This is a genomic window from Xanthobacter sp. DMC12, from assembly GCF_056314105.1.
Map to the genome: position 1 here is coordinate 890027 of NZ_JBQUYZ010000001.1, position 21807 is coordinate 911833.

Genomic DNA, 21807 nt, shown 5'->3' on the forward strand with positions numbered 1-21807 from the left:
GCAACGCAAATTGCGGTGGCCGCCGACGCTGACACTGGGGAAGACGGCGCGCGCGGCTCCCTTCGCAACGGGACAGGCGGGCGATCACGGTGTCCAGATGCCATTTTCCGGCCCCGCGTTCACGCGCATGCGGTGCCCTCTCGCCGCGCCGCGACGGAGGCCAGCACCCGCTCCGGTGTCGCTGGGGCATCCAGATGCACCGGCCCCTCCCCCGGCAGGCCGGCGATGGCGTCACGGATGGCGAGCCATACGGAAATGGCGAGCATCAGCGGGGGCTCGCCCACCGCCTTGGAGCGTAGCACCGTTTCCTCCGCATTGGGCTTGTCGAGGAGATGGACGTTGAGCACCGGCGGCACGTCGCGCGAGCCGGGGATCTTGTAGGTTGAGGGGCCGCGCGTGGCGAGGCGACCGGCGGCGTCCCACTTCAGCTCCTCGCAGGTGAGCCAGCCCATGCCCTGCACGAAGGCGCCCTCGATCTGGCCGATGTCGATGGCCGGGTTCAGCGAGCGCCCGCAATCCCCCACGATCTCGGCCCGAAGCACCCGTACCGCGCCGGAGAGCGAATCCACCGCCACCTCGGCCGCAGCCGCGCCATAGGTGTAATAGTAGAAAGGTCGCCCTTCCGACTTCGCCATGTCGAAATGAATCTTCGGCGTCTTGTAGAAGCCGGTGGCGGAGAGCGGCACGCGCTGCTGCCACGCCATGTGCGCCGCTTCGCCGAAGGAGAGGCTGCGGTTGCCCACGCTCACGCGTCCCTCGGCGAACACCACGTCCTCCACCGCCGCATCGAAATGCGCCGCCACCACGCCCGCCATGCGGCCTCGGATCTCCTTCGCCGCGATCAGCGCCGCCATGCCGTTGAGGTCGGAGCCCGAGGAGGCCGCAGTGGGGGAGGTGTTGGGCACCTTCGCGGTGCTGGTTGCGGAGACGCGCACATGGTCGAGCGGAATGCCGAAGGCGTCCGCGACGACCTGCGCCACCTTCACGAACAGCCCCTGCCCCATCTCCGTGCCGCCGTGGTTCAGGTGGACGGAGCCGTCCATATAGACATGCACCAGCGCCCCGGCCTGATTCAGCGTCGTCAGGTTGAAGGAGACGCCGAACTTGATGGGCATGGTGGCGAGGCCCTTGCGGATCACCGGGCTCTGCGCATTGAAGGCGTCGATCTCTGCGCGCCATGCGGCGAGGTTCGCCTTGGCGTCGAGGAGGGCCATGGCCTCGGCGATGAGGCTGTCCTCCACCTCCTGCCCGTAAGGCGTGATGTTGCGCGGGGCGTCGCCATAATGATTGGCGGCGCGCACGACCTCGATCGGCTTACCGAGGTGACGAGCGATCTCGTCCATCACCGCCTCGATGGCGAGCATGCCCTGCGGCGCGCCGAAGCCGCGAAAGGCGGTGTTGGAGACGGTGTTGGTCTTCACCAGCACGCCGCGGAAGCGCGTGGCCGGAATGAAATAGCAATTGTCCGCGTGGCACAGGGCGCGGGAGACAACGGCGGGCGAGAGGTCCGCCACGTTGCCGCAATCGGCGGCGAATTCCATGTCGAGCCCGGCGATGTGGCCGTCCGCATCGAAGCCGGCTTCCCAGCGCACGCGGAAGGGATGGCGCTTGCCGGTGGCTTCCATGTCCACCTCGCGGGGCAGGCGCAGCTTCACCGGCTTTCCGGCGTGGTGGGCGAGCAGCGCTGCGATGGCGGCGATGATGGTGGCCTGGCTCTCCTTGCCCCCGAACGCCCCACCCATGCGACGCACCTCCACCGTCACCGCCGCGAACGGCAGGCCGAGCACATGCGCGACGCCGTGCTGGGCCTCGGTGGGATGCTGGGTGGAGGAATAAACCTGCATGTCCCGGTCCTCGCCGGGGACGGCGATGGCGATCTGCCCTTCCAGATAGAAATGGTCCTGGCCGCCGCAGCGGACCTCGCCGGAAAGGCGCAAGGGCGCGCCGGCCAGCGCGGACGCCACATCGCCCCGCCCCACCTGCTGGTCCGGCCCGACGCGGGCGCCGGCCTCATAGGCGGAATCCAGATCGAGCAACGCCGGCAGCGCCTCATACTCAACCCGCACTAGAGCGGCGGCGGCGCGGGCGGCATCGAGGGTCGGCGCGGCCACGGCGGCGACGGGGTGGCCCACGTAGTCCACCTCGCCCGCCGCCAGCAGAGGCTCGTTGGTGCGGATCGGGGCGATGTCGTTGACGCCGGGAATGTCGCCCGCCGCCACCGCCACCACGCCCGGCAGAGCACGGGCTGCGGAGAGGTCGATGGAGACGATGCGGGCACGGGCATGCGGACTGAGCACCAAAGCGGCGTGGAGCAGGCCGGGCGGCTCCGGCATATCGTCGAGATAGATGGCGCGGCCGCTCACATGGGCGTTGGCGCTTTCGTGCCGGGCGGGGACATGGACGGCGCGGGTCATAGCGCTTCCAGCTCCAGCGGCACGCCGGGGCGCGTGGTTGCCAGATGCAGGCGACGCACGAGGTTGGCGGCGGCGGCACGGCGGTAGGTGGCGCTGGCGCGGTGGTCGGACAGGGGCGCGAAGTCTGCGGCCAGGGCCGCTTCGATGCCAACGGGCGGAACGTCGGTCCATGGCGCGCCCGTAAGAAGAGCTTCCAGCGCCGGCGCGCGCTTCGCCCGCTCCGCCATGCCGCCGAAGGCTGCGGCCAGATCAGCAAGACGTCCGCCCTCCACTCGCACGCGAAAGGCGCCGAGCAAGGTGGAGATGTCCTGATCGAACCGGCGCGAGAGCTTCCAGGCGCAGAGCGCTTCGCCCTCCGCGAGGCGGGGCAGTCGGATCGCGGCGATCACCTCGTCCGGCGCCAGCGCCGTCTGGCGATAACCGGTGAGGAAATCCGCGATCCTCTTGCGCCGCATCCCGGACGGCCCGGCAAGCTCCACCTCCGCATCGAGCGCCAGCAGCACCGGCAGCGTGTCGCCGACCGGAGAGGCGGTGCCAAGATTGCCGCCGAAGGTGCCCATGGTGCGGATCTGCCGCGAGCCGATGCGGCGGATGAGGGCGCCGAAGGCCGGGAAGGCCGCCTCCACCGTCTCCAGCCCGTCCGCATAGGTGACGGCGGCGCCGAGGACGAGGTGGCCGCCCTCCCATCCGATCTGCTTCAATTCAGCGACGCGGCGGGTGGAGATAGCGAGGGGGAAGCCGCGCCGCTTCTTGGCGGGGATGAGGCCAAGGTCGGTGGCACCGGCGATCAGCGTCGCGGTGGGATAGGCGGTGCGCAGCGCCACGAGTTCCGAGAGCGTCTGCGGCACCAGATGCAGCTCCCCTTGCCCCGCGATACGGGTGCCGGCAATCGGGGGGATGCACTCGGGCTCTGTCACCGGCGGCGCGGCGCAGAGCGCGCGGGCGGCATCCACGATGGGGCGATAGCCGGTGCAGCGGCAGAGGTTGCCGGCCAGCGCCTCGTGGATGTCGGCATCGCTCACCGGCCGACCGTCCGCGCGCCCCTGCGTGAACGCATACAGCGACATGACGATGCCAGGCGTGCAGAAGCCGCACTGGGTGCCGTCGCTCTCGGCCAGCACGGTCTGAACGGGATGGAGGCCGGACGCGCCGGCGAGCCCCTCCACCGTCTTCACCTCAGTGCCGTCGATTTGGGACAGAAGCAGGATGCAGGAATTGGCGACCTGCCAGCGCGCCGCCCCGCTTTCCTGACGGCCGATGGCGATGGTGCAGGCGCCGCAATCGCCTTCCGCGCAGCCTTCCTTGGTGCCGGTTAGGCGCTCGCGGGTGCGCAGGAAGTCCAGCACCGTCATGGAGGGGGCGGCGTCCGCCACCTCGATCCGCTCGCCGTTCAGGAGGAAGGCGATGGCCACGCCCTCAGCCTCCCGCGCTCTGGGACGAGCGGAAGGCCCAGGCCACCATGCGGCGCTCGAACACCGCAAAGACCGCGTACATGAGGATGCCCTGGATGGCGAGGGAGATCAGGCCGGCGAACACCAGCGGCATCTGGAAGTTGGAGCCCGCCTGCACCATGAGATGGCCCACCCCCGCATTGGCGCCGATGGTCTCGGACACCACCGCGCCCACGAAGGCGAGCGTGATGCCCACTTTGAGCGCCCCGAAGAGATAGGGTCCGGTGCGGGGAATGCCAACCTTGCGCATGATGTCGAGCTTGGAGGCGCCGAGCGCGCGCAGCACGTCCTCCAGCTCCGGCTCGGTGGTGGCAAGGCCGGTGGCCACGTTCACCACGATGGGGAAGAAGGAGATGAGGAAGGCGGTGAGGATGGCCGGCACCTCGCCGATGCCGAACCACATGATGAGGATCGGCACCACGGCCACCTTCGGCACCGAATTGAAGCCGATCATCACCGGATAAAGCCCGCGATAGATGGTGCGCGACCAGCCCACCACCACCCCCAGCGCGATGCCGAAGACCACGGCAATGGCGAAGCCTGCCATGGTGGTCCAGAGCGTGACGAAGGAATTCTTCAAAAGCGGCCACCAGTATTTCACCATGGCGGCGAAGATCTCGGTGGGGGCCGGCAGGATGAAGGTATCGATCCTGAACAGGCGGCACGCCGCCTCCCAGATCACGAACAAGGCGACGGTGAAGTAGACGGGGGCGAGGTTCTCGACAGAGAGCTTCTTCATCATGTCACGCCGCCTGCCGCACTTCGGCGATCTTGTTGCGCAACTCGTGGACCAGTTCGGTGAACTGGGGCCGGTAGCAGACATCGAGATCGCGCGGGCGCGGGAAGGGCACCTGCCGCGTCTCCACGATGCGACCGGGGCGCGCGCTCATGACGTGGATCGTGTCTGCAAGGAAGGCCGCCTCCCGCAGATCGTGGGTGACGAGGATGACCGTGAAACCGAACTCCTGCCAGAGGTCGCGCAGCACGCACCACAATTCCTCGCGGGTGAAGGCGTCGAGCGCGGCAAAGGGCTCGTCCAGCATCAGCAGCGCCGGCCGATGGATGAGCGAGCGGCAGAGCGAGGCGCGCTGCTGCATGCCGCCGGACATCTCCCACGGGAAGCGATCGGCGAAGGCGCCGAGGCCCACCACGTTGAGGAGCGCCATGGCCTTGTCCTGGAACTCGGCCTTGTCGCGAGAGAAGCGGCGGCGGTAGGGCTCGACGATCTCCAGCGGCAGCATCACGTTCTGCAGCACGGTGCGCCATGGCAGCAGGTTGGCGTGCTGGAAGGCCATGCCCGCCACCTTCACCGGCCCCTTCACCTCCTTGCCATCGATGGAGACGGTGCCGGCGGTGGGGCGGATGAGGCCGGTGACGAGCTTCATCAGAGTGGACTTGCCGCAGCCCGAAGGCCCCACCACCGCCGCGAACTCGCCCTTGCGCACGGTGAGCGTGGTGCCGGCGAGCGCCGTCACGGGCCCGGTGCGGCCGGGATAGGTGAGGGTCACGTTGTCGAGGACGATCACGGGAAGCCTTTCGGTTCGGCGTCGGCCGTTCCCCGGACAAGCGACACCGCAGGTGGAGCGCTGATCCGGGGTCCAGGAGAAAGGTCGGCGAAGCCGGCGATCGCCCCGGCAGCCTCAGGTCAGGTCGCCTCCGGCGCACCCTTGCGCTGGACCCCGGCTCGCATTCCGCTCGCGCTGCATGCGTCCGGGGTACGAGATGACCTCACATCTTCCGCTCGCTCGCCGGCGGCAGATATTCGCTGGTGAAGATGTCCGCGGCGGTGGGCTTGGCTTTGAAGTCGTAGGTGATGCCCACCTGGTCGATGGACTTCGCCAGCCGGGCCGGGTCCACGTCCCCGATGCCGTTGGCCTTCACCCAGTCGGTGACGATGTTGTCCTTCAGCGCCATTTCGAGGCGGGCCAGCTCGATGGCCTCGTCGGCCGTCTCATTGCGCTTCATGACGGACTTGATGGCGCCCTTGGGATCCTTGGCCGTGTCGATGATGCCCTTGATGGTGGCCTTCACGAAGCCCTTCACCACCTCGGGGTGGGCTTTAGCGAAGTCGGGATTGACCATGATGGCGTTGCCGTAGAGCACGAGGCCGTACTTGGACATCAGCATCACCACGATGTCGTCCGCCGGCACGCCCTTCTGGCGCAGGTTGAAGAAGGAGGAGAAGGAGAAGCCGGTGATGGCGTCCACCTTGCCGTCGGCCAGCATGGGCTCGCGCACCGGGAAGCCGATGTTCTCGATCTTCACCTTCTCGGCGTCGATGCCATTCTCCTTCACGAAGGCCTTCCACTGGGCGAAGGCCCCGTCCGGCGCGGGGGCGCCGAGGATCTTGCCTTCGAGGTCCTTCGGCTTTGTGATGCCGGTCTTCTTCAGGCTGACGATGGCGAAGGGCGGCTCGTCATAGACCATGAGCACGCCCTTCACCGCCTTGTCCGGGTTCTGGTCGCGGAACTTCATGAGCGAATTGATGTCGAAGAAGCCGATGGGATAGGTGCCCGCCGCCACCCGCGCGATGCCGGCCACCGAGCCGGGCCCGCTGTCGATGGTGACGTTGAGGCCCTCGGCCTTGTAGTAGCCCTTGTCCAACGCCACGAAATAAGGCGCGGACGGCCCCTCGAACTTCCAGTCGAGCGCGAATTTCACGTCGGTCTCGGCCAAGGCCGGCGCCGCCGCCAGGGTGGCGAGGACCGCGGCGAAAACGGAACGCATCAGGCTCATGAAAAGGCTCCTCGGTTTCGCTGCGACGACTGCAACCGCCATGCCAGCGGCCCATCACGCCGTAGCGGCAGGCGGGGCGCGCCGGCAGCAGCGGGGATCGGCGACTGCCGCACGATGAGGCAGACAGCGCCTGCCCTCAAGATCGGCAGATTGCTTAGACAGTGAGCATCGCCCGCGGCTGGACAGGCGTGGCGGCTTGGGCCATCCATCGGTGACCTTCAGAAGGAGCGGCGATGACGCGGCGGGTGCTGCTCGCCTGGGAGCAGGGGGCGGGCTTCGGCCATACCATTCAGCTGGCGCGCCTCGGCCGGCGGCTCGCTGATGCCGGCGTTGAGGTGGTGGCCGCGGTGCGCCACCTTCAGAATGCCGGGCCGCTGGCCGAAGCGGGAATCCGCCTCCTCCAGGCGCCGCCATGGCCCGCCCCTGCCCCCCGTGCCAACGACCACATCCCGGCGTCCGCGACACTGACCGACAGCCTCGCCCGCGTCGGCCTGCGCGACCCCGACAGCGTGCGCCCCGTGCTGCGCGCCTGGCTGGATGTGCTCGATGCCGAGCGGCCGGACCTGATGGTCTGTGACTATGCCCCCCTCGCTGGCCTTGTGGCGCGCGGACGCTGCCCGGTGATGCAGGTGAGCACGGCCTATTGCCTTCCACCGGCCGAGCTAGAGACCATGCCGGTGTTCCATGATTTCGTGCCGCCGCTGCACACCGATGCGGAGGTGGTGGCGGCGGTGAATGCCGCACTGGCGGACAACAGCCTTGCCCCCATCGACCGCATCGGCGCCCTCTTCACCGGTGACGACGCCTTCGTGCGCAGCTTCCAGTTGCTCGACCCTTACGCCGACCTGCGCAGCCGGCAGGCGGAAGGGCCGGTGATGGCCGAGGCGATGCGCGAGGCCTCGCCCGGCGCCCGCACCGTCTTTGCCTATATCCACACCGACGTGGCCTCGCGCCCGGACGTGGCCGCCGTGCTGATGGCGCTGGCGCCACGGCTGGAGATCTTCGTGCCCGGCGTCGATCCCGCATGGCTCGCGCCGCTCTCGGCCGCCGGGGCCACCGTCCATGGACGGCCGGTGTCCATGGCCGAGGCCATGGCCCGCAGCCGCCTGCTGATCCATCAGGGCAGCGCCGGCGTGGCGGCGGATGCGCTGGCGGCGGGCGTGCCGCAGGTCACCTTCTCGGTGCATGTGGAGCATTGGCTGAACGGCGAAGCGCTCGCCGCCGCAGGGATCAGCCGCAACTTCCCCCTGTTCCATCCCGATGCGCGGGTGGCGCCTGAGCCGGTTCTGGCCGCGCTGGAAGACAGGGACATGGCCATGATCGCCGCGGCGGCCGGCCGGATGCACCGGGCGGAACTCGCCGCCCGCGATCCGCTGGACGTGCTGACGGAACGCTGCCGCGCGCTCCTCTAGGATCGCTCAGTAGCCGATCGGCCCGCCGCCGCCACCGCCGCCGATGGGCCCGCCGCCCGGGAAACCGGGGATGTTCGGGAAAGTCGGCAGGTTGGGGAAGCTGGGGAAGCCGCCACCACCGCCATAGCCGCCGGGGAAGCCGCCGCCGCCACCATAGCCATAGGGTGGCGGGGTGACGGGGATGACGAGGTTGCCCTGGTTCTGCTGGGAGGCCTGCTGGGCGATGGTGTCCGCCTCACCCTGGAGCTGGGTGTTCACCGACCGGCAGGTGGCCGCCGCGAGATCCATGGTGGTCTGGCCCTGCACCGGCACGCCGCACGGATGGCTGGAACCCCGGTCGAGGCCGGTAATGTCCGCGATGGGACCACGGCGCCCACCATTCTGGCCGGTCTGGCTGCGGGTCTGCGCGATGACCGCGTCGATCTGCGCCTGCGACACCCGCACCGGCCCCGTCATGCCGCCGCGGCCCACCGTGACCATGAAGCCGGGCCGGCGGATGATGATCGTCTCCCCGCCCGGCCCCACCACTGTGAGCGTGCCGAACTGCAGGATGGCCTGGGTCTCGCCATCGCGATGGATGATGGCCGCGACGCCGCCGCGGATGCCGATGGTCGCCACCGGCGTCTTCACCTCGGCCCCGCCGGTGTGGCTGGCATTGCCGCCCACGAACCGTGCCGCGCCCTTGGTGAGAGTGAGCGCCATGGATCCGGCCTTGGCGTTGGGATCGTAGACGAACTCGTCGATGACGAGGTTCGAGTTGGGGCCGATGTTCAGCGTGGTCTTATCCACGAACAGGACCTGCACGCTGCCGGCGGAACTGGTCTCGATGCGCTCGCGGTGGATGATGCTGGAGCCGAGTTCCAGCGTCCGCACGCCCGAGCCGGCATTGCCCGTGGAGCGGGGATTGACCGCGGCGGCCGTGCCGACGCTGTTCTGCGCGAGGGCCGGTCCGGTGGCGGCCACGATGGCAAGGGAGGCGACGGACGCCAGGAGACGGGCCAGGAGACGGGCGGGGGTGCTGATGGGCATGATGCGTTGCTCCTCAGAACCGCACGTTCGGGCCGATGGAAACGCTGAAATTGTCGAACGCATAGTTCGGCAAGGTCGAGGTGGACCAGCTGTACTGGACCTGCGTCAGCAGTCCCCACTGCTCGTAGACCGGCATGTCGAGCGCAAGGCCCACCCGGTACTGGTTGTCCTGCTCGGTGATGAATTTGGTGATGAACGGGTTGGGCGCGTCGTAATTGTAGCGCGTGTAGCCAACGCTCGGGATGACGATCCAGCGCTTCACGCCCCACGGCCCCTGGAACTCGTAGGGCAGCGCGAGGTCCACCGCGAAGGTGTTGTAGGAATACCAGGGCAGGTCGCCCGAGGCGTCGTTGTAGGACAGCCGCGCGCGCCAGCGCCAGTCGTCGGTGATGCGGCCGAAGGCGTTGCCGCCCACCGTCCACATCTCGCCGCTTTGGAAGGAGGCGGTGGGATAATCCTGGGACGACTGGTAGTCGCGCTGGCGGATCTCTGCGAAGGGCTCCAGCCCGAACCAGGCGCTGAAGGGCAGATAGAGCGAGACGCCCGCGCCGTAGGTGCCGAGATAGCCCGAGCCGCCCAGCGCCACGCCGCCGGCGAGCACATAGGCGCGGATGGATGAGCCCGGCAGCGCATCCGGAGCCAGCGCGAAGCGCGGGCCGGTGTTGAACTCGGCGAAGCCGAGGTTCAGCTGCTGCAGCTGGAACTGCTGCGAATAATAGAGATTGAGGTTGGTTTCCCAGACATCGCCGCGCTGGTTGCCGAAGTCGTAGACGTGGCGGATGGAGGCGAGGGCGAAGGCGTTGCCGTCCGCCTGCGCGGCCGCGCTCGGCGGCAGCAGCGCGCCCACGTCCTGGCCGATCACGAGGCGGCTGGAGGGGCCATAATTGGCGTTGGACTGGTAGCGCACGCCCACCTGCCCGTAGACGCTCCACTGATTGGTGGAAAGACGGCGGTCGATCTCCACCAGATAGGCGGCGATGTTGTCCCGCTCCTGGCCGGTCAGTTCCGGCGACTGGGCGATGGGCTCGAAATAGGCCCGCGCGGATTCGTAGGCGCCCAGCCGGTAATAGAGCCGCGCCAGTTCGAGGCGCACGCGCACCAGCTTGGGATTGTAGAAAAGGATGCGTTCGTAGACGCCGATGGCCGCTTCGTAGTCGCCGACCTCCACCGCGCGCCGGGCGAGGCGGAAAGCGAGATCCACGTCCGCCGGACGCTTTAGCGACTGATCGAACAGGGCGTTGAATTCCGGGTCCGCGTCCGCCAGTGCGGTCTGTTGCGCCGCCAGCGCCGGCCCCATCATCGCGCACAGAGCTGCAGCCAGCACCGCGCCACGCACGGCCGCCCGCGCGCCCAAGCCACCCCGGCTCGGGTCCGCACCCCGAGTATTGTACCGCTTTACCAGCATGCCTGACCATCCGGCTCTTGCTGGCAAGGCCCCGCCCCTTGCCCGTAAAGCGATCCTTACCATTGCGTGTGACGGAAGGGGATTCCACGTCACCCACCAAGCTAAGGATTCATGCGCATTTCCGGAGGGCAAAAGCATTTTTGCCACAGGCGCATAGGACACGCGCCACGATCATACCGCCACCAATCGCTGCTCTCGCGATTTGCGGAAGATGCGATGGAAGCGACGGACGCCGGCGCATTCTCGGATTGCACGCATGCAATTCAATCCAGCTTTCAATCCGAAATTGCTTGCATAGATTGATGTCCAACGGCGGCCGCGGTGCCGCCCAGAGGATCAAGGAGCAGACCATGCGCAGCATCGGACTTCACCACGTGACCGCCATCGCCGGCCCGGCCCGTCGCAATCTCGACTTCTACACCCGCACCCTCGGGCTGCGGCTGGTGAAGAAGACGGTCAATTTCGACGATCCCGGCACCTATCACTTCTATTTCGGCGACGCCGCCGGTTCGCCCGGCTCCATCCTCACCTTCTTCCCCTGGGAAGCCGCCGGCACCGGGCGGGCAGGCGTGGGCGAGACGCAGGAGACCGCGTTCCGCATCCCGGAGGCAGCGGTGAGCTACTGGACCGAACGCCTCGTCACCGCCGGCCTGTCCCCGGACCTGCCGGAGAAGCGCTTCGGTGAGACCGTCCTCGCCTTCAAGGACCCGGACGGAATGCGCATCGCCCTCGTCGGCGTCCCCGGCATCGAGGCCGAGCCCGCCTGGGGCGGCGGCGAGGTGCCCGAGGCGCACGCCATCCGCGGCATGCACTCGGTGACCCTCCTTCTGAAGGAAGCCGGCGCCACCGCGGACATTCTCACCGATGTGTTCGGCTTCGAGGAGGCCGGTCGCGAGGGCACCCGCATCCGCTACCGGGCGCCGGGTGTCGCGGTCGGCGGCATCGTAGACATCCGCGAGGCCGGCGGCTTCCTCTCCGGCCGTCAGGGCCGCGGCAGCGTCCACCATATCGCCTTCCGCGCCGCCGACGACGCGGCTCAGGCCGAGATGGTGGAGAAGCTGACGGCCCGCCACGGCCGCCACGTCACCGAGCAGCGGGACCGGAACTACTTCCGCTCCGTTTACTTCCGCGAGCCCGGCGGCGTCCTGTTCGAGATCGCCACCGACGATCCCGGCTTCGCCGTGGATGAGGCGCCCGAGCATCTCGGCGAGGCGCTGAAGCTGCCGGTCCAGTACGAGGCGCACCGCGCCGAGATCGAGCGGATCCTGCCGCAGGTCGCCTGATCGGACAGGCTCGATACCCATCATCGCCCGGCCGCGCCAGCGGCCGGGCTGGAAAGGAACTGCCCCAATGAACACGCTTGCCGCCCCCGCGCGGGGCGCCCTCTCCTTCACCCATCGCTTCGTGCCGGCGACCGATCCGGCCGCCGCGCCGCTGCTGCTGCTCCACGGCACCGGTGGTGACGAGAACGACCTCATCCCCCTCGGCCGGATGCTCTCGCCCGGCGCGGCGCTGCTGTCGCCGCGTGGCAAGATCAGCGAAGGCGGCATGCCGCGCTTCTTCCGCCGGCTGGCGGAAGGCATCTTCGATGAAGAGGATGTGGTGCGGCGCGCCCACGAGCTGGCCGATTTCATCGGCGAGGCGCGCACCGCCTATGGCCTTGCCGCCCCGGTGGCGGTGGGATTCTCCAACGGCGCGAACATCGCCGCGGCCATGCTGATGCTGCGTCCGGACGTACTCTCCGGCGCGGCCTTGCTGCGGGCCATGGTGCCGCTGGCGAACCCGCCGGCAGGCACGCTTCCGGGAACGCCGGTGCTGATGCTCTCGGGAGCCGCCGATCCCATCGTGCCCGCCGCCAATGCGGCCCGCCTCGCCGCCCAGCTCAATGAGCGGGGCGCCCGCGTGGAGCACCGCGTGCTGCCGGGTGGCCACGGCCTCACGCCCACCGACATGACGGCCATGCGCGACTTTCTCACGCGCACGGGCGCCACTGCAGCCTGAGGCTCAGCGCGGCGGCTTGGCCGAGGCCGTGCCGCCACCGCCCTGCTTCGCGGCCGCGATGATGGCCGGCGCCAGGGCATCGGCCAGGCAGGTGTAGCCGGCGTCGTTCATGTGGAAGCTGTCCCACGACAGGGTGCCGCGGAACCCCTTGGGGTCTTCCGCGGCCCACTGCTTCATCATCGCGTAGCGGCGCAGCAGCGGCACGCCGCGCGCCGAGGCCGCCGCATTCACCGCCGCGACGAACGCCTCGTAGCGGCCGAGATCGTTGATGCCGGGGAAATACTGCTGGTCGATGACCACCACCGCCGCACCGGACGCCGCGATGGCGGCAAGGCCATCGGCGACCGTGGCGCGCAGCCGGGCCGGATCGCCGCCGAAGATCACATCGTTCGTCCCCACCTGCCACAGCACCAGATGCGGCGCCGGCTGGGTCTGCACGAGCGACTGCAGGCGCGCCAGCGTGGACGGCCCGGTCTCACCCGAGACGCCGGCATTCACCATGACCACCCTGCCCTCGCCCAGAGCGGCCGTCAGGCGGCGGGCGAGCTGGCTCGGATAGTTGGTGTCGCTGCTCGATGCGCCCACGCCGGCCGTGGTGGACGAGCCGATGGCGAGGATGCGCAGAGGCTGGCCCTCCCTGAGCGCCCCCGCCCCCGCAGGCATCGCCAACGCCGGCGAGGGCCGCGCCGTGCAGCCTGCGGCAAGGACGGCGCTCGGCGTGCCGGCGACAAGGGCGCAGCCCAGAACGGCGAGCAGCGGGAGGGCAAGGAAGGGAAGGCAGCGCATGGGGAAGGACCGATCCGGATGACACGGCGCCCGCCGGCGGGCGCCGGGCCGGATTGAACCCAAGGTGTCCGCGGCGTCAACTGCAAAGCTCTGCTGGGCACCCTACGCGACCGCGCCTCACTCCGCCGCGCGCAACGGCGATGCCCCGCCTTGCGCCGGCCCGGCGACCTCACGGCGGGGATCGATCCACCGGCCCGCCTCGATCTCGGCGATCTGCCGCGAGACATCGCGCACCACCTTTCGGGAAAAGGGGCCGAGGTGCATGTAGAACAGCGCCAGCGAAAGCAGCTGCTCCAGCCTGTCCAGCCGCTTCAGCCCGCGCAGCGCCACCAGCCAGATGTGGACCGCCACGCGCGGATGGCGCCACGTGACGGTGGCGAGCACGCCGAACAGCCGCGCGAGATCTGCGACCAGCTGCCGGACATCGACGGGCGCTGGCGGGGCCGGCGGCTCGCTCGAGGCGGCCTCCCCCTCCTGCCGCCCGACCAGCTCCGAGAGCCGGCGGATGCGGCCGAAGAAGGCGCCCGGCGCATACACCCGGGCATAGACCTCGCGGTAGCGCCGCAGCACATCGATGCGCGGCTCCAGGGTCGCGAAATTCAGGCCCGCGCCGGTCTGGTCCCCGTGGCGGAAGTCCTCTTCCTTGAGCGGGAACATGCGCCCTTCCCGCTCCAGCCTACGGGAGAGCTGGGTGTCGGGGAGCGCATAGAGTAGGCCCAGCGAGACCACCGGGATGGCCGCCTCCTCGATCAGCTCCGCCATGGCGTCCGCCGCGTCGGGCGACTCATTGTCGAAGCCGACGATGAAGCCGGCGATCACCACGATTCCGGCCGCATAGATCCGATGCACGCTGGCGGCGATGTCCCGCCGCGTGTTCTGCTTCTTCTGGGTCGAGCGCAGCACCTCGGGATCGGGGCTCTCGATGCCCACGAACACCAGATAGAACCCGGCCTGCGCCATCAGATCGAGCAACGCGGAATCATCGGCGAGGTTGAGCGACGCCTCGGTGGAGAAATGGAAGGGGTGACCGCGCGCCCGCTGCCATTCGATCAGGTGCGGCAGGAAGGCTTTGACCGCCTTCTTGTTGCCGATGAGGTTGTCGTCGACGAAATCCACATGGCCACGGTAGCCGAGCGCATACAGGGCCTCCAGTTCGGCCAGCATCTGCGCCGTCGTCTTGGTGCGTGGCACCCGCCCGTAAAGCTCGATGATGTCGCAGAATTCGCAGGTGAAGGGGCAGCCCCGGGAAAACTGCACGCCCACGAACAGATAATCCGGCAGGTTGAGCAAATCGAAGCGCGGCACAGGCGTTCGGGTCACGTCCGGCCGCTCCTCGGGTGCCGTGATGAGGCCGGACCGGGCACCGCCCTCCCAGGCTGCGACGAACGCGTCGAGGGTCGCTTCGGCCTCGCCGAGAACACGGAAATCAGCCGCCGCATAGGCCTCGGGGCTGGAGGACACATCCGGCCCGCCGACCACCACCACCTTGCCGGCGGCCTGCACGGCAGCGACGGCGGCAAGCGCCTCCTGGCGCTGGGGCAGCATTCCGCTGACGAATACCACATCCGCCCATTCCAGATCGGCGGGGTCCAGCGCGCGGGCGTTCAGATCGCATAGCCGCGCCTCCCACCGGGCCGGCAACAGCGCGGCGACGGTGATGAGGCCGAGCGGCGGCGCCATGCAGCGGGCACCCTTGAGCCGCGCGAGGTCCAGATTGCGCCAGAAGCTCTCCTGCGCGAACCGCGGATAAAGAAGCAGAACCCTGACGTCCGACATCGCCGCTCCACATGAGTACACGGCGGACCATAGGGCGGTTGCGCCCCCCTGTCATCGCAACGCGCGGGAAACCCGACGATCAAGTCGCGTGACGTCCTTCAGGGATATCGGGGAGGATATTGAAATGGCGGGAGTGACGGGGCTCGAACCCGCGACCTCCGGCGTGACAGGCCGGCGCTCTAACCAACTGAGCTACACCCCCTGACCGGCGGAAGGTCTTGCCGACCGCCGAGGAGAGCGGCGTGGTACGGCACCCCTCCGCCCAAGTCAAGCAAGCCGCGCATTTTTTGCCAGGAAGTTGTCCACAGCCCAGACAAAATCAAATGATTTCAGAGCCTTGTGCCACAGCTCGCGTGTCGCGCCCTTGGCGTAAAATGGGAGGTTTTGCCGGGCGGCGCGACCCCAGCGATGCAAGAGGGCTATGGGCGGAATCGCGGATGCCGAAGCAGGGAGCTCAGGAACCGGACATGGTGGGCGGTGACGGGCTCGAACCGCCGACCCTCTCGGTGTAAACGAGATGCTCTACCAACTGAGCTAACCGCCCGGTCGTCGCAGGACCTTTCGGCGCTATAGTCCGCCCGGGCCGCAGCGGCAAGAGCGAGCGCGCGTCAACGCCGATAGAACGGCGAGCGCACACAGGCGCACTCCGTGCTGGTCCATCCCGCCGGATCGAAAAATATCAGGAAATTGTGGTGGGCGCCGGGACCATCGGCTGGCGTTCGCGCGGAAACGTCATCGCCCCGGGCATTGTGCTCCGGGCATCGCGCTTGAGGCGTCGTGCGACGCGGCGCTGGGGGCTTGGTCGGATCGGGGACGCTCCGCCCGGTACGGCCGGGCCGGGAGCGTCCGGATAGCCCCCCGGAAAGCATTCCGGAGAGGCACATGACACGGCAACGGCGGCCGGCGCAGCGTGCGCCCGGGCCGCAGGGCCGGATCAGTCGTTGACGGCTTCCTTGAGGCCCTTGCCGGGGGTGAACTTCGGCGCCTTGGAAGCCTTGATCTTCACCGGCTTGCCGGTGCGCGGGTTGCGGCCTTCACGGGCAGCGCGCGTCACCACGGAGAAGCTGCCGAAACCGATCAGCTTGACTTCCTCGCCATCCTTGAGCGCCTTGGCGATGATGTCGAAGGTCGCGTCCACAGCCGCAGCCGCAGCGGTCTTCGTCAGCTTCGCCTCTTCGGCCACGGCGGCGATCAGTTCGTTCTTGGTGGTCATCTGACCTTTCCTTCCGTTGTCAGAACGCGAATCGTGCAGGGCGTGCCCTGACGAACGGCGCGAGCATCACGGAAAATAAGGCTTTTGCAAGCGCGATTGGCGCCAAACCCGCACCAATGCACGATTTTGCGCCTTGCGCCTGCGAAGGGGAGCGGCGCGGAGGATGCGCAGCGCAGCGGCATATGGGGCGTTAAGTGCTTGAAAAGACTGAGGGCGCGCCCCGCACACCCCGGTAGCCCGGAGATGGCGGCGACACGCCCTCTGAAAAAGTTTCAGAAACTGTTGATACAGGCCGGGTTGCGGACAATCCGGCCTGTTTTTCGCGTCAGTGGGCGACCACGCCCGCGTTGTCCTCGTCGGCGACCGGCGGGTTGTTCACCGGGCGCTCTTCCCAGGTGATGGGCTCGGGCGGGCGAACCAGCGCGTTGGCCAGCACCTCGTCCATGCGCGACACCGGGACGATCTCCAGCGCGTTCTTCACGTTGGCCGGGATGTCCGCCAGATCCTTGGCGTTCTCCTCGGGGATCAGCACCTTCTTGATGCCGCCGCGGAGCGCCGCAAGGAGCTTTTCCTTGAGGCCGCCGATGGGCAGCACCCGACCGCGCAGGGTGATCTCACCGGTCATCGCCACGTCGCGACGGACGGGGATGCCGGTGATGACCGACACGATGGCGGTGGCCATGGCGACGCCGGCGGAGGGGCCGTCCTTCGGGGTCGCCCCCTCGGGAACGTGGACGTGGATGTCGCGCCGCTCGAACAGGGGCGGCTCGATGCCGAAGTCCACCGCCCGCGAGCGGACGTAGGACGCCGCCGCGGAGATGCTCTCCTTCATCACGTCACGCAGGTTGCCCGTGACCGTCATCTTGCCCTTGCCGGGCATCATGAGGCCTTCGATGGTCAGCAGCTCGCCGCCAACCTCGGTCCAGGCAAGGCCGGTGACGACACCCACCTGGTCCTCGGTCTCCACCTCGCCGTAGCGGAAGCGCGGGGCGCCGAGGAAGTCCTCGAGATTCTTGCCCGTGACCTTCACCGACTTCTTCTTGGAGAGCATGAGCTCCTTCACCGCCTTGCGGGCGAGGGTGGAGATCTCACGCTCGAGGTTGCGCACGCCCGCTTCCCGCGTGTAGCGGCGAATGAGGGTGAGCAGGGCCTCGTTGTCGATGGTCCACTCCTTCTCGGTCATGCCGTGCTTCTGGAGCGAGTTGGGGATCAGGTGCTTGCGCGCGATCTCCACCTTCTCGTCTTCCGTGTAGCCGGCGATGCGGATCACCTCCATGCGGTCCAGAAGGGCCGGCGGGATGTTCAGCGTGTTCGCCGTGGTCACGAACATGACGTTCGAGAGGTCGTAGTCCACCTCCAGATAGTGGTCGTTGAAGGTGTGGTTCTGCTCGGGGTCCAGCACCTCGAGCAGGGCCGAGGACGGATCGCCGCGGAAATCGGCGCCCATCTTGTCGATCTCGTCCAGCAGGAAGAGCGGGTTCGACTTCTTCGCCTTGCGCATGGACTGGATGACCTTGCCCGGCATGGAGCCGATGTAGGTCCGCCGGTGGCCACGGATCTCCGCCTCGTCACGCACGCCGCCGAGCGCTACGCGCACGAACTCACGGCCCGTCGCCTTGGCGATGGACTTGCCGAGCGAGGTCTTGCCGACGCCGGGAGGACCGACGAGGCACAGGATGGGCCCGGTGAGCTTGTTGGCGCGGCTCTGCACGGCCAGGTACTCGACGATGCGCTCCTTGACCTTGTCGAGGCCGTAGTGATCGCTGTCGAGAATCTCCTGCGCGTAGTTCAGGTCCTTCTTGACCTTGCTCTTCACGCCCCACGGGATGGAGAGCAGCCAGTCCAGATAGTTGCGCACCACGGTGGCTTCGGCCGACATGGGCGACATCTGGCGGAGCTTCTTCAGCTCGTGCGTCGCCTTTTCGCGGGCTTCCTTGGTCAGCTTGGTCCGCTTGATGCGGTCCTCCAGCTCCTGCAGGTCGTCCTTGCCGTCCTCGTCGCCCAGCTCCTTCTGGATCGCCTTCATCTGCTCGTTCAGGTAGTACTCGCGCTGGGTCTTCTCCATCTGCCGCTTCACGCGGGTCCGGATGCGCTTTTCCACCTGGAGCACGGAGATCTCGCTCTCCATCAGGCCGAGCACCTTCTCCAGGCGGTCGGACACCTTCAGGGTCTCCAGCACGCCCTGCTTCTCGGGAATCTTCACCGCGAGATGCGAGGCGACGGTGTCGGCGAGCTTGGAGTGGTCGTCGATCTGGCTGACGACGCCGACCACCTCGGGCGACACCTTCTTGTTGAGCTTCACATAATTCTCGAACTCGGTGACCACCGAGCGCGCGAGGGCCTCGCCCTCGACGCGGTCACCGACCTCGTCGTCGAGCGTGATGGCCTCGGCCTCGTAGAGGTCGGTCCGGTCGGTGTAGCGGGTGACCTGGGCGCGGCTGACGCCTTCGACCAGCACCTTCACGGTGCCGTCGGGCAGCTTCAGCAGCTGCAGCACGGTCGCGAGCGTGCCCACCGGGAAAATGGCCTCGGGGGCGGGATCGTCATCCGACGCATTTTCCTGGGTGGCGAGCAGGATATAGGTATCGCCGCGCATGACCTCTTCGAGGGCGCGAATGGACTTTTCGCGCCCCACGAACAGGGGGACGATCATGTGCGGAAACACCACGATGTCGCGAAGCGGGAGGACCGGGAAGGTCTGGGACACTCCGGCAACGAGCGGCGGGCGCGGCTTCTGGCTCGTCATGACGCAATCCTTTCAAGAAGTGCACGCGCTGGATTTGGGCGCAGAACTGCGTTGCCGCGCGTGCACGCGGCCGGAGACGGGCGTGGATTTTCAATGCTGAAGCGGCTTGCGCCGCAGGAGGCACGAGGTCCGACCCCCGAGACCGGAACTTTCGAAAAGTAGATGGACACGCAACCTGCCCGTTTCAAGGGCACACCATTGACCTCTTTGGAGGATCGTCCCTTGCGGGCGAGCCCCCCGAGAAGAGGGCGAACCGGCGCATCGGCCCCGGTCGTCATCTCCCGCCTCATGCCCCGGGCCCTGACCCGAACCGGGACCATCCGCCGGCCGGAACGGATCCGTGCCGGCTGAACTCCGGTCGTGTCCCGCCCTCTCCCGAAACCGCGAGGTCTGGGGAGAGGCGCGGGGCCCGACACGTCACGCACTGGCGCCCGCGTCGCCGACGCGATCGGCGTAGATGTAAAGCGGGCGCGCATTCTGCTCGACGACTTCCCGGCTGATGACGACCTCTTCGACCCCTTCCAGACCGGGGAGGTCGAACATGGTGTCCAGCAGGATGCCTTCCATGATGGACCTAAGGCCACGGGCGCCGGTCTTGCGCTCGATCGCCTTGCGGGCGATGGCGCCGAGGGCCTCCTCGTGGATGGTGAGGTCCACGCTCTCCATCTCGAACAGCCGCTGGTACTGCTTGACCAGCGCGTTCTTCGGCTCGGAGAGGATCTTCTTCAGCGCCTCCTCGTCGAGATCACCCAGCGTCGCCAGCACGGGCAGGCGGCCGATGAACTCGGGGATGAGGCCGTACTTCAGCAGATCCTCGGGCTCGACCTCGCGGAACACCTCGCCGGGCCGGCGATCCTCGGGCGGTGCCACCTTGGCCTGAAAGCCGATGGAGGTGGAGCCCTTGGAGCGGGACGAGATGATCTTGTCGAGGCCGGCGAAGGCGCCGCCGCAGATGAAGAGGATGTTGGTGGTGTCCACCTGCAGGAATTCCTGCTGGGGATGCTTGCGGCCGCCCTGGGGAGGAACGGACGCCACCGTGCCTTCCATGATCTTCAGCAGGGCCTGCTGCACGCCCTCGCCCGAGACGTCACGGGTGATGGACGGATTGTCGGATTTGCGACTGATCTTGTCGATCTCGTCGATGTAGACGATGCCGCGCTGCGCCCGCTCGACATTGTAGTCGGCCGCCTGGAGCAGCTTGAGGATGATGTTCTCCACGTCCTCGCCCACGTAACCGGCTTCGGTCAGCGTGGTGGCGTCGGCCATGGTGAAGGGCACGTCGAGAATGCGCGCCAGCGTCTGCGCGAGCAGCGTCTTACCGGAGCCAGTGGGCCCGATCAGCAGGATGTTGGACTTCGCTAGCTCCACGTCGCCATGCTTGGTGGCGTGGTTGAGACGCTTGTAGTGGTTGTGCACCGCCACGGAGAGGACCTTCTTCGCGTGGTCCTGGCCGATGACATAGTCATCGAGGACCTTGCGGATCTCCTTCGGGGTCGGGATGCCATCCCGCGACTTCACCAGAGAGGACTTCGACTCTTCCCGGATGATGTCCATGCACAACTCGACGCACTCGTCGCAGATGAACACGGTGGGTCCGGCGATGAGCTTCCTGACCTCATGCTGGCTCTTGCCGCAGAACGAGCAGTAAAGCGTGTTCTTGCTGTCGCTGCCGCCGGTCTTGCTCATCTTACGTCTCCTAACGCCCTCACGAACCGGACATATGACCGGCCATTTCGTCAGGGCCTCATATGGGGTTTGTACGAAGCAAAAACCTCGCCAAGCCCGAATGTGGTGATCGACTTTTCACAAGCCAACCACCTTGAGGCGACGCGATCAAGGCAGGCGGGCGACATTCCCCAGACCAAGGGATGCACCGCCGCCGACCCTGGGGTCGCGCCGTCCGCCGATCGTCTGCCCACGACCTTTCGCAAGTCTGAACCCGGAACTCTCTACGAAGTCCGGCCCCCGACGGTTCATGGCCCTGAAACGCGAAGGCCCCCACCATCAGGCGGGGGCCGACAACGCGGCATCCGATGCCGGCTTAACGACATGCAAGCGCGATCTTGCACCGCACGCAAGTGGGGCAATGCGAGAACGCCGGGCCTGTTGCCCAACTATCGCAATTGCCCGACCCCGCCCTGCGGCCAAGCTCGTGCTCGACCTCAGGCGGCCTTGGCGGCCTCGTCAGTCGGGCGCTTGTCGATCACGGAATCGATGAGCCCGAACTCCTTGGCGGCTTCGGAGGTCATGAAGTTGTCGCGCTCGAGCGCATTCTCGATGGCCTCGAAGGGCTGGCCGGTATGCTTCACGTAGATTTCATTCAGCCGCTTCTTGAGGCTGAGGATTTCCTGGGCGTGGAGCATGATGTCCGTCACCTGGCCCTGGAAGCCGCCGGACGGCTGATGGACCATGATTCGGGCGTTCGGCAGCGCGAATCGCATCCCCTTCTCGCCCGCGGTCAGCAGCAGCGAGCCCATGGAGGCCGCCTGGCCGATGCAGAGCGTCGACACCGCCGGCTTGATGAACTGCATGGTGTCGTAGATGGCGAGGCCCGACGTCACCACTCCCCCGGGGGAGTTGATGTACATCGAGATTTCCTTCTTCGGATTGTCCGCCTCAAGGAACAGGAGCTGCGCCACCGCGAGGGTGGACATGCCGTCCTCAACGGGGCCGGTCAGGAAAAGGATGCGCTCCTTCAGGAGGCGGGAAAAGATGTCGTAGGACCGCTCGCCACGGTTGGTCTGCTCGACCACCATGGGGATCAGGTAATTCATGTAAGTATCGACAGGATCACGCATCTTAAATCCCCCGGGGGGCGCATGGGAGGGCGCGGGTAAG

The 21807-nt window shown here is 67.6% G+C and carries 16 protein-coding genes and 2 tRNA genes; 3 read left to right on the forward strand and 15 right to left on the reverse strand.

Annotated elements, in window-relative coordinates; translation table 11 throughout:
• Nucleotides 1-119: 119 nt before the first annotated feature.
• The 5 genes from xdhB to ACT535_RS04135 form a co-directional block, all read right to left on the reverse strand.
• Complete coding sequence (gene xdhB, locus ACT535_RS04115) at nucleotides 120-2414, reverse strand: xanthine dehydrogenase molybdopterin binding subunit (protein ID WP_476363444.1); 2295 nt, start codon at nucleotides 2412-2414, stop codon at nucleotides 120-122.
• Nucleotides 2411-3826: a xanthine dehydrogenase small subunit gene (xdhA, locus tag ACT535_RS04120; protein WP_476363445.1), complete on the reverse strand. Its 1416-nt coding sequence runs from the start codon at nucleotides 3824-3826 to the stop codon at nucleotides 2411-2413. The genes xdhB and xdhA overlap by 4 nt, the downstream gene beginning before the upstream one ends.
• A gap of 4 nt (nucleotides 3827-3830) precedes the next feature.
• Nucleotides 3831-4607: an ABC transporter permease gene (locus tag ACT535_RS04125; RefSeq protein ID WP_476363446.1), complete on the reverse strand. Its 777-nt coding sequence runs from the start codon at nucleotides 4605-4607 to the stop codon at nucleotides 3831-3833.
• A gap of 1 nt (nucleotide 4608) precedes the next feature.
• Entirely contained in the window at nucleotides 4609-5391 is a 783-nt protein-coding gene (locus ACT535_RS04130; RefSeq protein WP_476363447.1) for an ABC transporter ATP-binding protein, read from the reverse strand.
• A gap of 202 nt (nucleotides 5392-5593) precedes the next feature.
• Complete coding sequence (locus ACT535_RS04135) at nucleotides 5594-6601, reverse strand: ABC transporter substrate-binding protein (protein ID WP_476363448.1); 1008 nt, start codon at nucleotides 6599-6601, stop codon at nucleotides 5594-5596.
• Between the two features lie 233 nt (nucleotides 6602-6834).
• Between ACT535_RS04135 and ACT535_RS04140 the strand changes: the two genes are divergently transcribed.
• Complete coding sequence (locus ACT535_RS04140; RefSeq protein ID WP_476363449.1) at nucleotides 6835-8013, forward strand: hypothetical protein; 1179 nt, start codon at nucleotides 6835-6837, stop codon at nucleotides 8011-8013.
• Nucleotides 8014-8019: 6 nt separating this feature from the next.
• Here ACT535_RS04140 and ACT535_RS04145 read toward each other — a convergent pair whose 3' ends face one another.
• On the reverse strand, nucleotides 8020-9042 hold the full coding sequence (locus ACT535_RS04145; RefSeq protein ID WP_476363450.1) for a FecR family protein: 1023 nt from the start codon (nucleotides 9040-9042) through the stop codon (nucleotides 8020-8022).
• Nucleotides 9043-9055: 13 nt separating this feature from the next.
• Nucleotides 9056-10447, reverse strand: a complete 1392-nt coding sequence (locus tag ACT535_RS04150) for a tetratricopeptide repeat protein (protein WP_476363451.1) — start codon at nucleotides 10445-10447, stop codon at nucleotides 9056-9058.
• A gap of 350 nt (nucleotides 10448-10797) precedes the next feature.
• Here ACT535_RS04150 and ACT535_RS04155 point away from each other — a divergent pair, with 350 nt between their 5' ends.
• Nucleotides 10798-11730 (forward strand): ring-cleaving dioxygenase, encoded by a 933-nt coding sequence (locus ACT535_RS04155; RefSeq protein WP_476363452.1) that lies wholly within the window; start codon nucleotides 10798-10800, stop codon nucleotides 11728-11730.
• A 67-nt stretch (nucleotides 11731-11797) separates the two neighbouring features.
• Nucleotides 11798-12448 carry an alpha/beta hydrolase gene (locus ACT535_RS04160; RefSeq protein WP_476363453.1) on the forward strand — a complete coding sequence of 217 codons (651 nt, stop codon included), beginning with the start codon at nucleotides 11798-11800 and terminating at the stop codon, nucleotides 12446-12448.
• A 3-nt stretch (nucleotides 12449-12451) separates the two neighbouring features.
• On the opposite strand, the gene ACT535_RS04165 is transcribed toward ACT535_RS04160, so the two are convergent.
• The 8 genes from ACT535_RS04165 to ACT535_RS04200 all read right to left on the reverse strand — a co-directional run bounded on the left by ACT535_RS04165 (nucleotide 12452) and on the right by ACT535_RS04200 (nucleotide 21767).
• Nucleotides 12452-13234, reverse strand: coding sequence for an SGNH/GDSL hydrolase family protein (locus ACT535_RS04165; protein ID WP_476363454.1), 783 nt, complete (start codon nucleotides 13232-13234; stop codon nucleotides 12452-12454).
• Nucleotides 13235-13351: 117 nt separating this feature from the next.
• Nucleotides 13352-15010 carry a B12-binding domain-containing radical SAM protein gene (locus ACT535_RS04170; RefSeq protein WP_476363455.1) on the reverse strand — a complete coding sequence of 553 codons (1659 nt, stop codon included), beginning with the start codon at nucleotides 15008-15010 and terminating at the stop codon, nucleotides 13352-13354.
• Nucleotides 15011-15135: 125 nt separating this feature from the next.
• A tRNA-Asp gene (locus tag ACT535_RS04175) sits at nucleotides 15136-15212 on the reverse strand.
• Nucleotides 15213-15478: 266 nt separating this feature from the next.
• Nucleotides 15479-15554, reverse strand: a tRNA-Val gene (locus ACT535_RS04180).
• Nucleotides 15555-15944: 390 nt separating this feature from the next.
• The gene (locus ACT535_RS04185; RefSeq protein ID WP_024278722.1) at nucleotides 15945-16223 is read right to left on the reverse strand and encodes an HU family DNA-binding protein; all 279 of its coding nucleotides are present in this window, start codon (nucleotides 16221-16223) and stop codon (nucleotides 15945-15947) included.
• A 325-nt stretch (nucleotides 16224-16548) separates the two neighbouring features.
• Nucleotides 16549-18969, reverse strand: coding sequence for an endopeptidase La (lon, locus tag ACT535_RS04190; RefSeq protein WP_168458100.1), 2421 nt, complete (start codon nucleotides 18967-18969; stop codon nucleotides 16549-16551).
• 417 nt (nucleotides 18970-19386) lie between these two features.
• Nucleotides 19387-20655 carry an ATP-dependent Clp protease ATP-binding subunit ClpX gene (clpX, locus tag ACT535_RS04195; protein WP_024278720.1) on the reverse strand — a complete coding sequence of 423 codons (1269 nt, stop codon included), beginning with the start codon at nucleotides 20653-20655 and terminating at the stop codon, nucleotides 19387-19389.
• 476 nt (nucleotides 20656-21131) lie between these two features.
• Nucleotides 21132-21767, reverse strand: coding sequence for an ATP-dependent Clp protease proteolytic subunit (locus ACT535_RS04200; protein ID WP_168458101.1), 636 nt, complete (start codon nucleotides 21765-21767; stop codon nucleotides 21132-21134).
• Nucleotides 21768-21807: the final 40 nt, after the last annotated feature.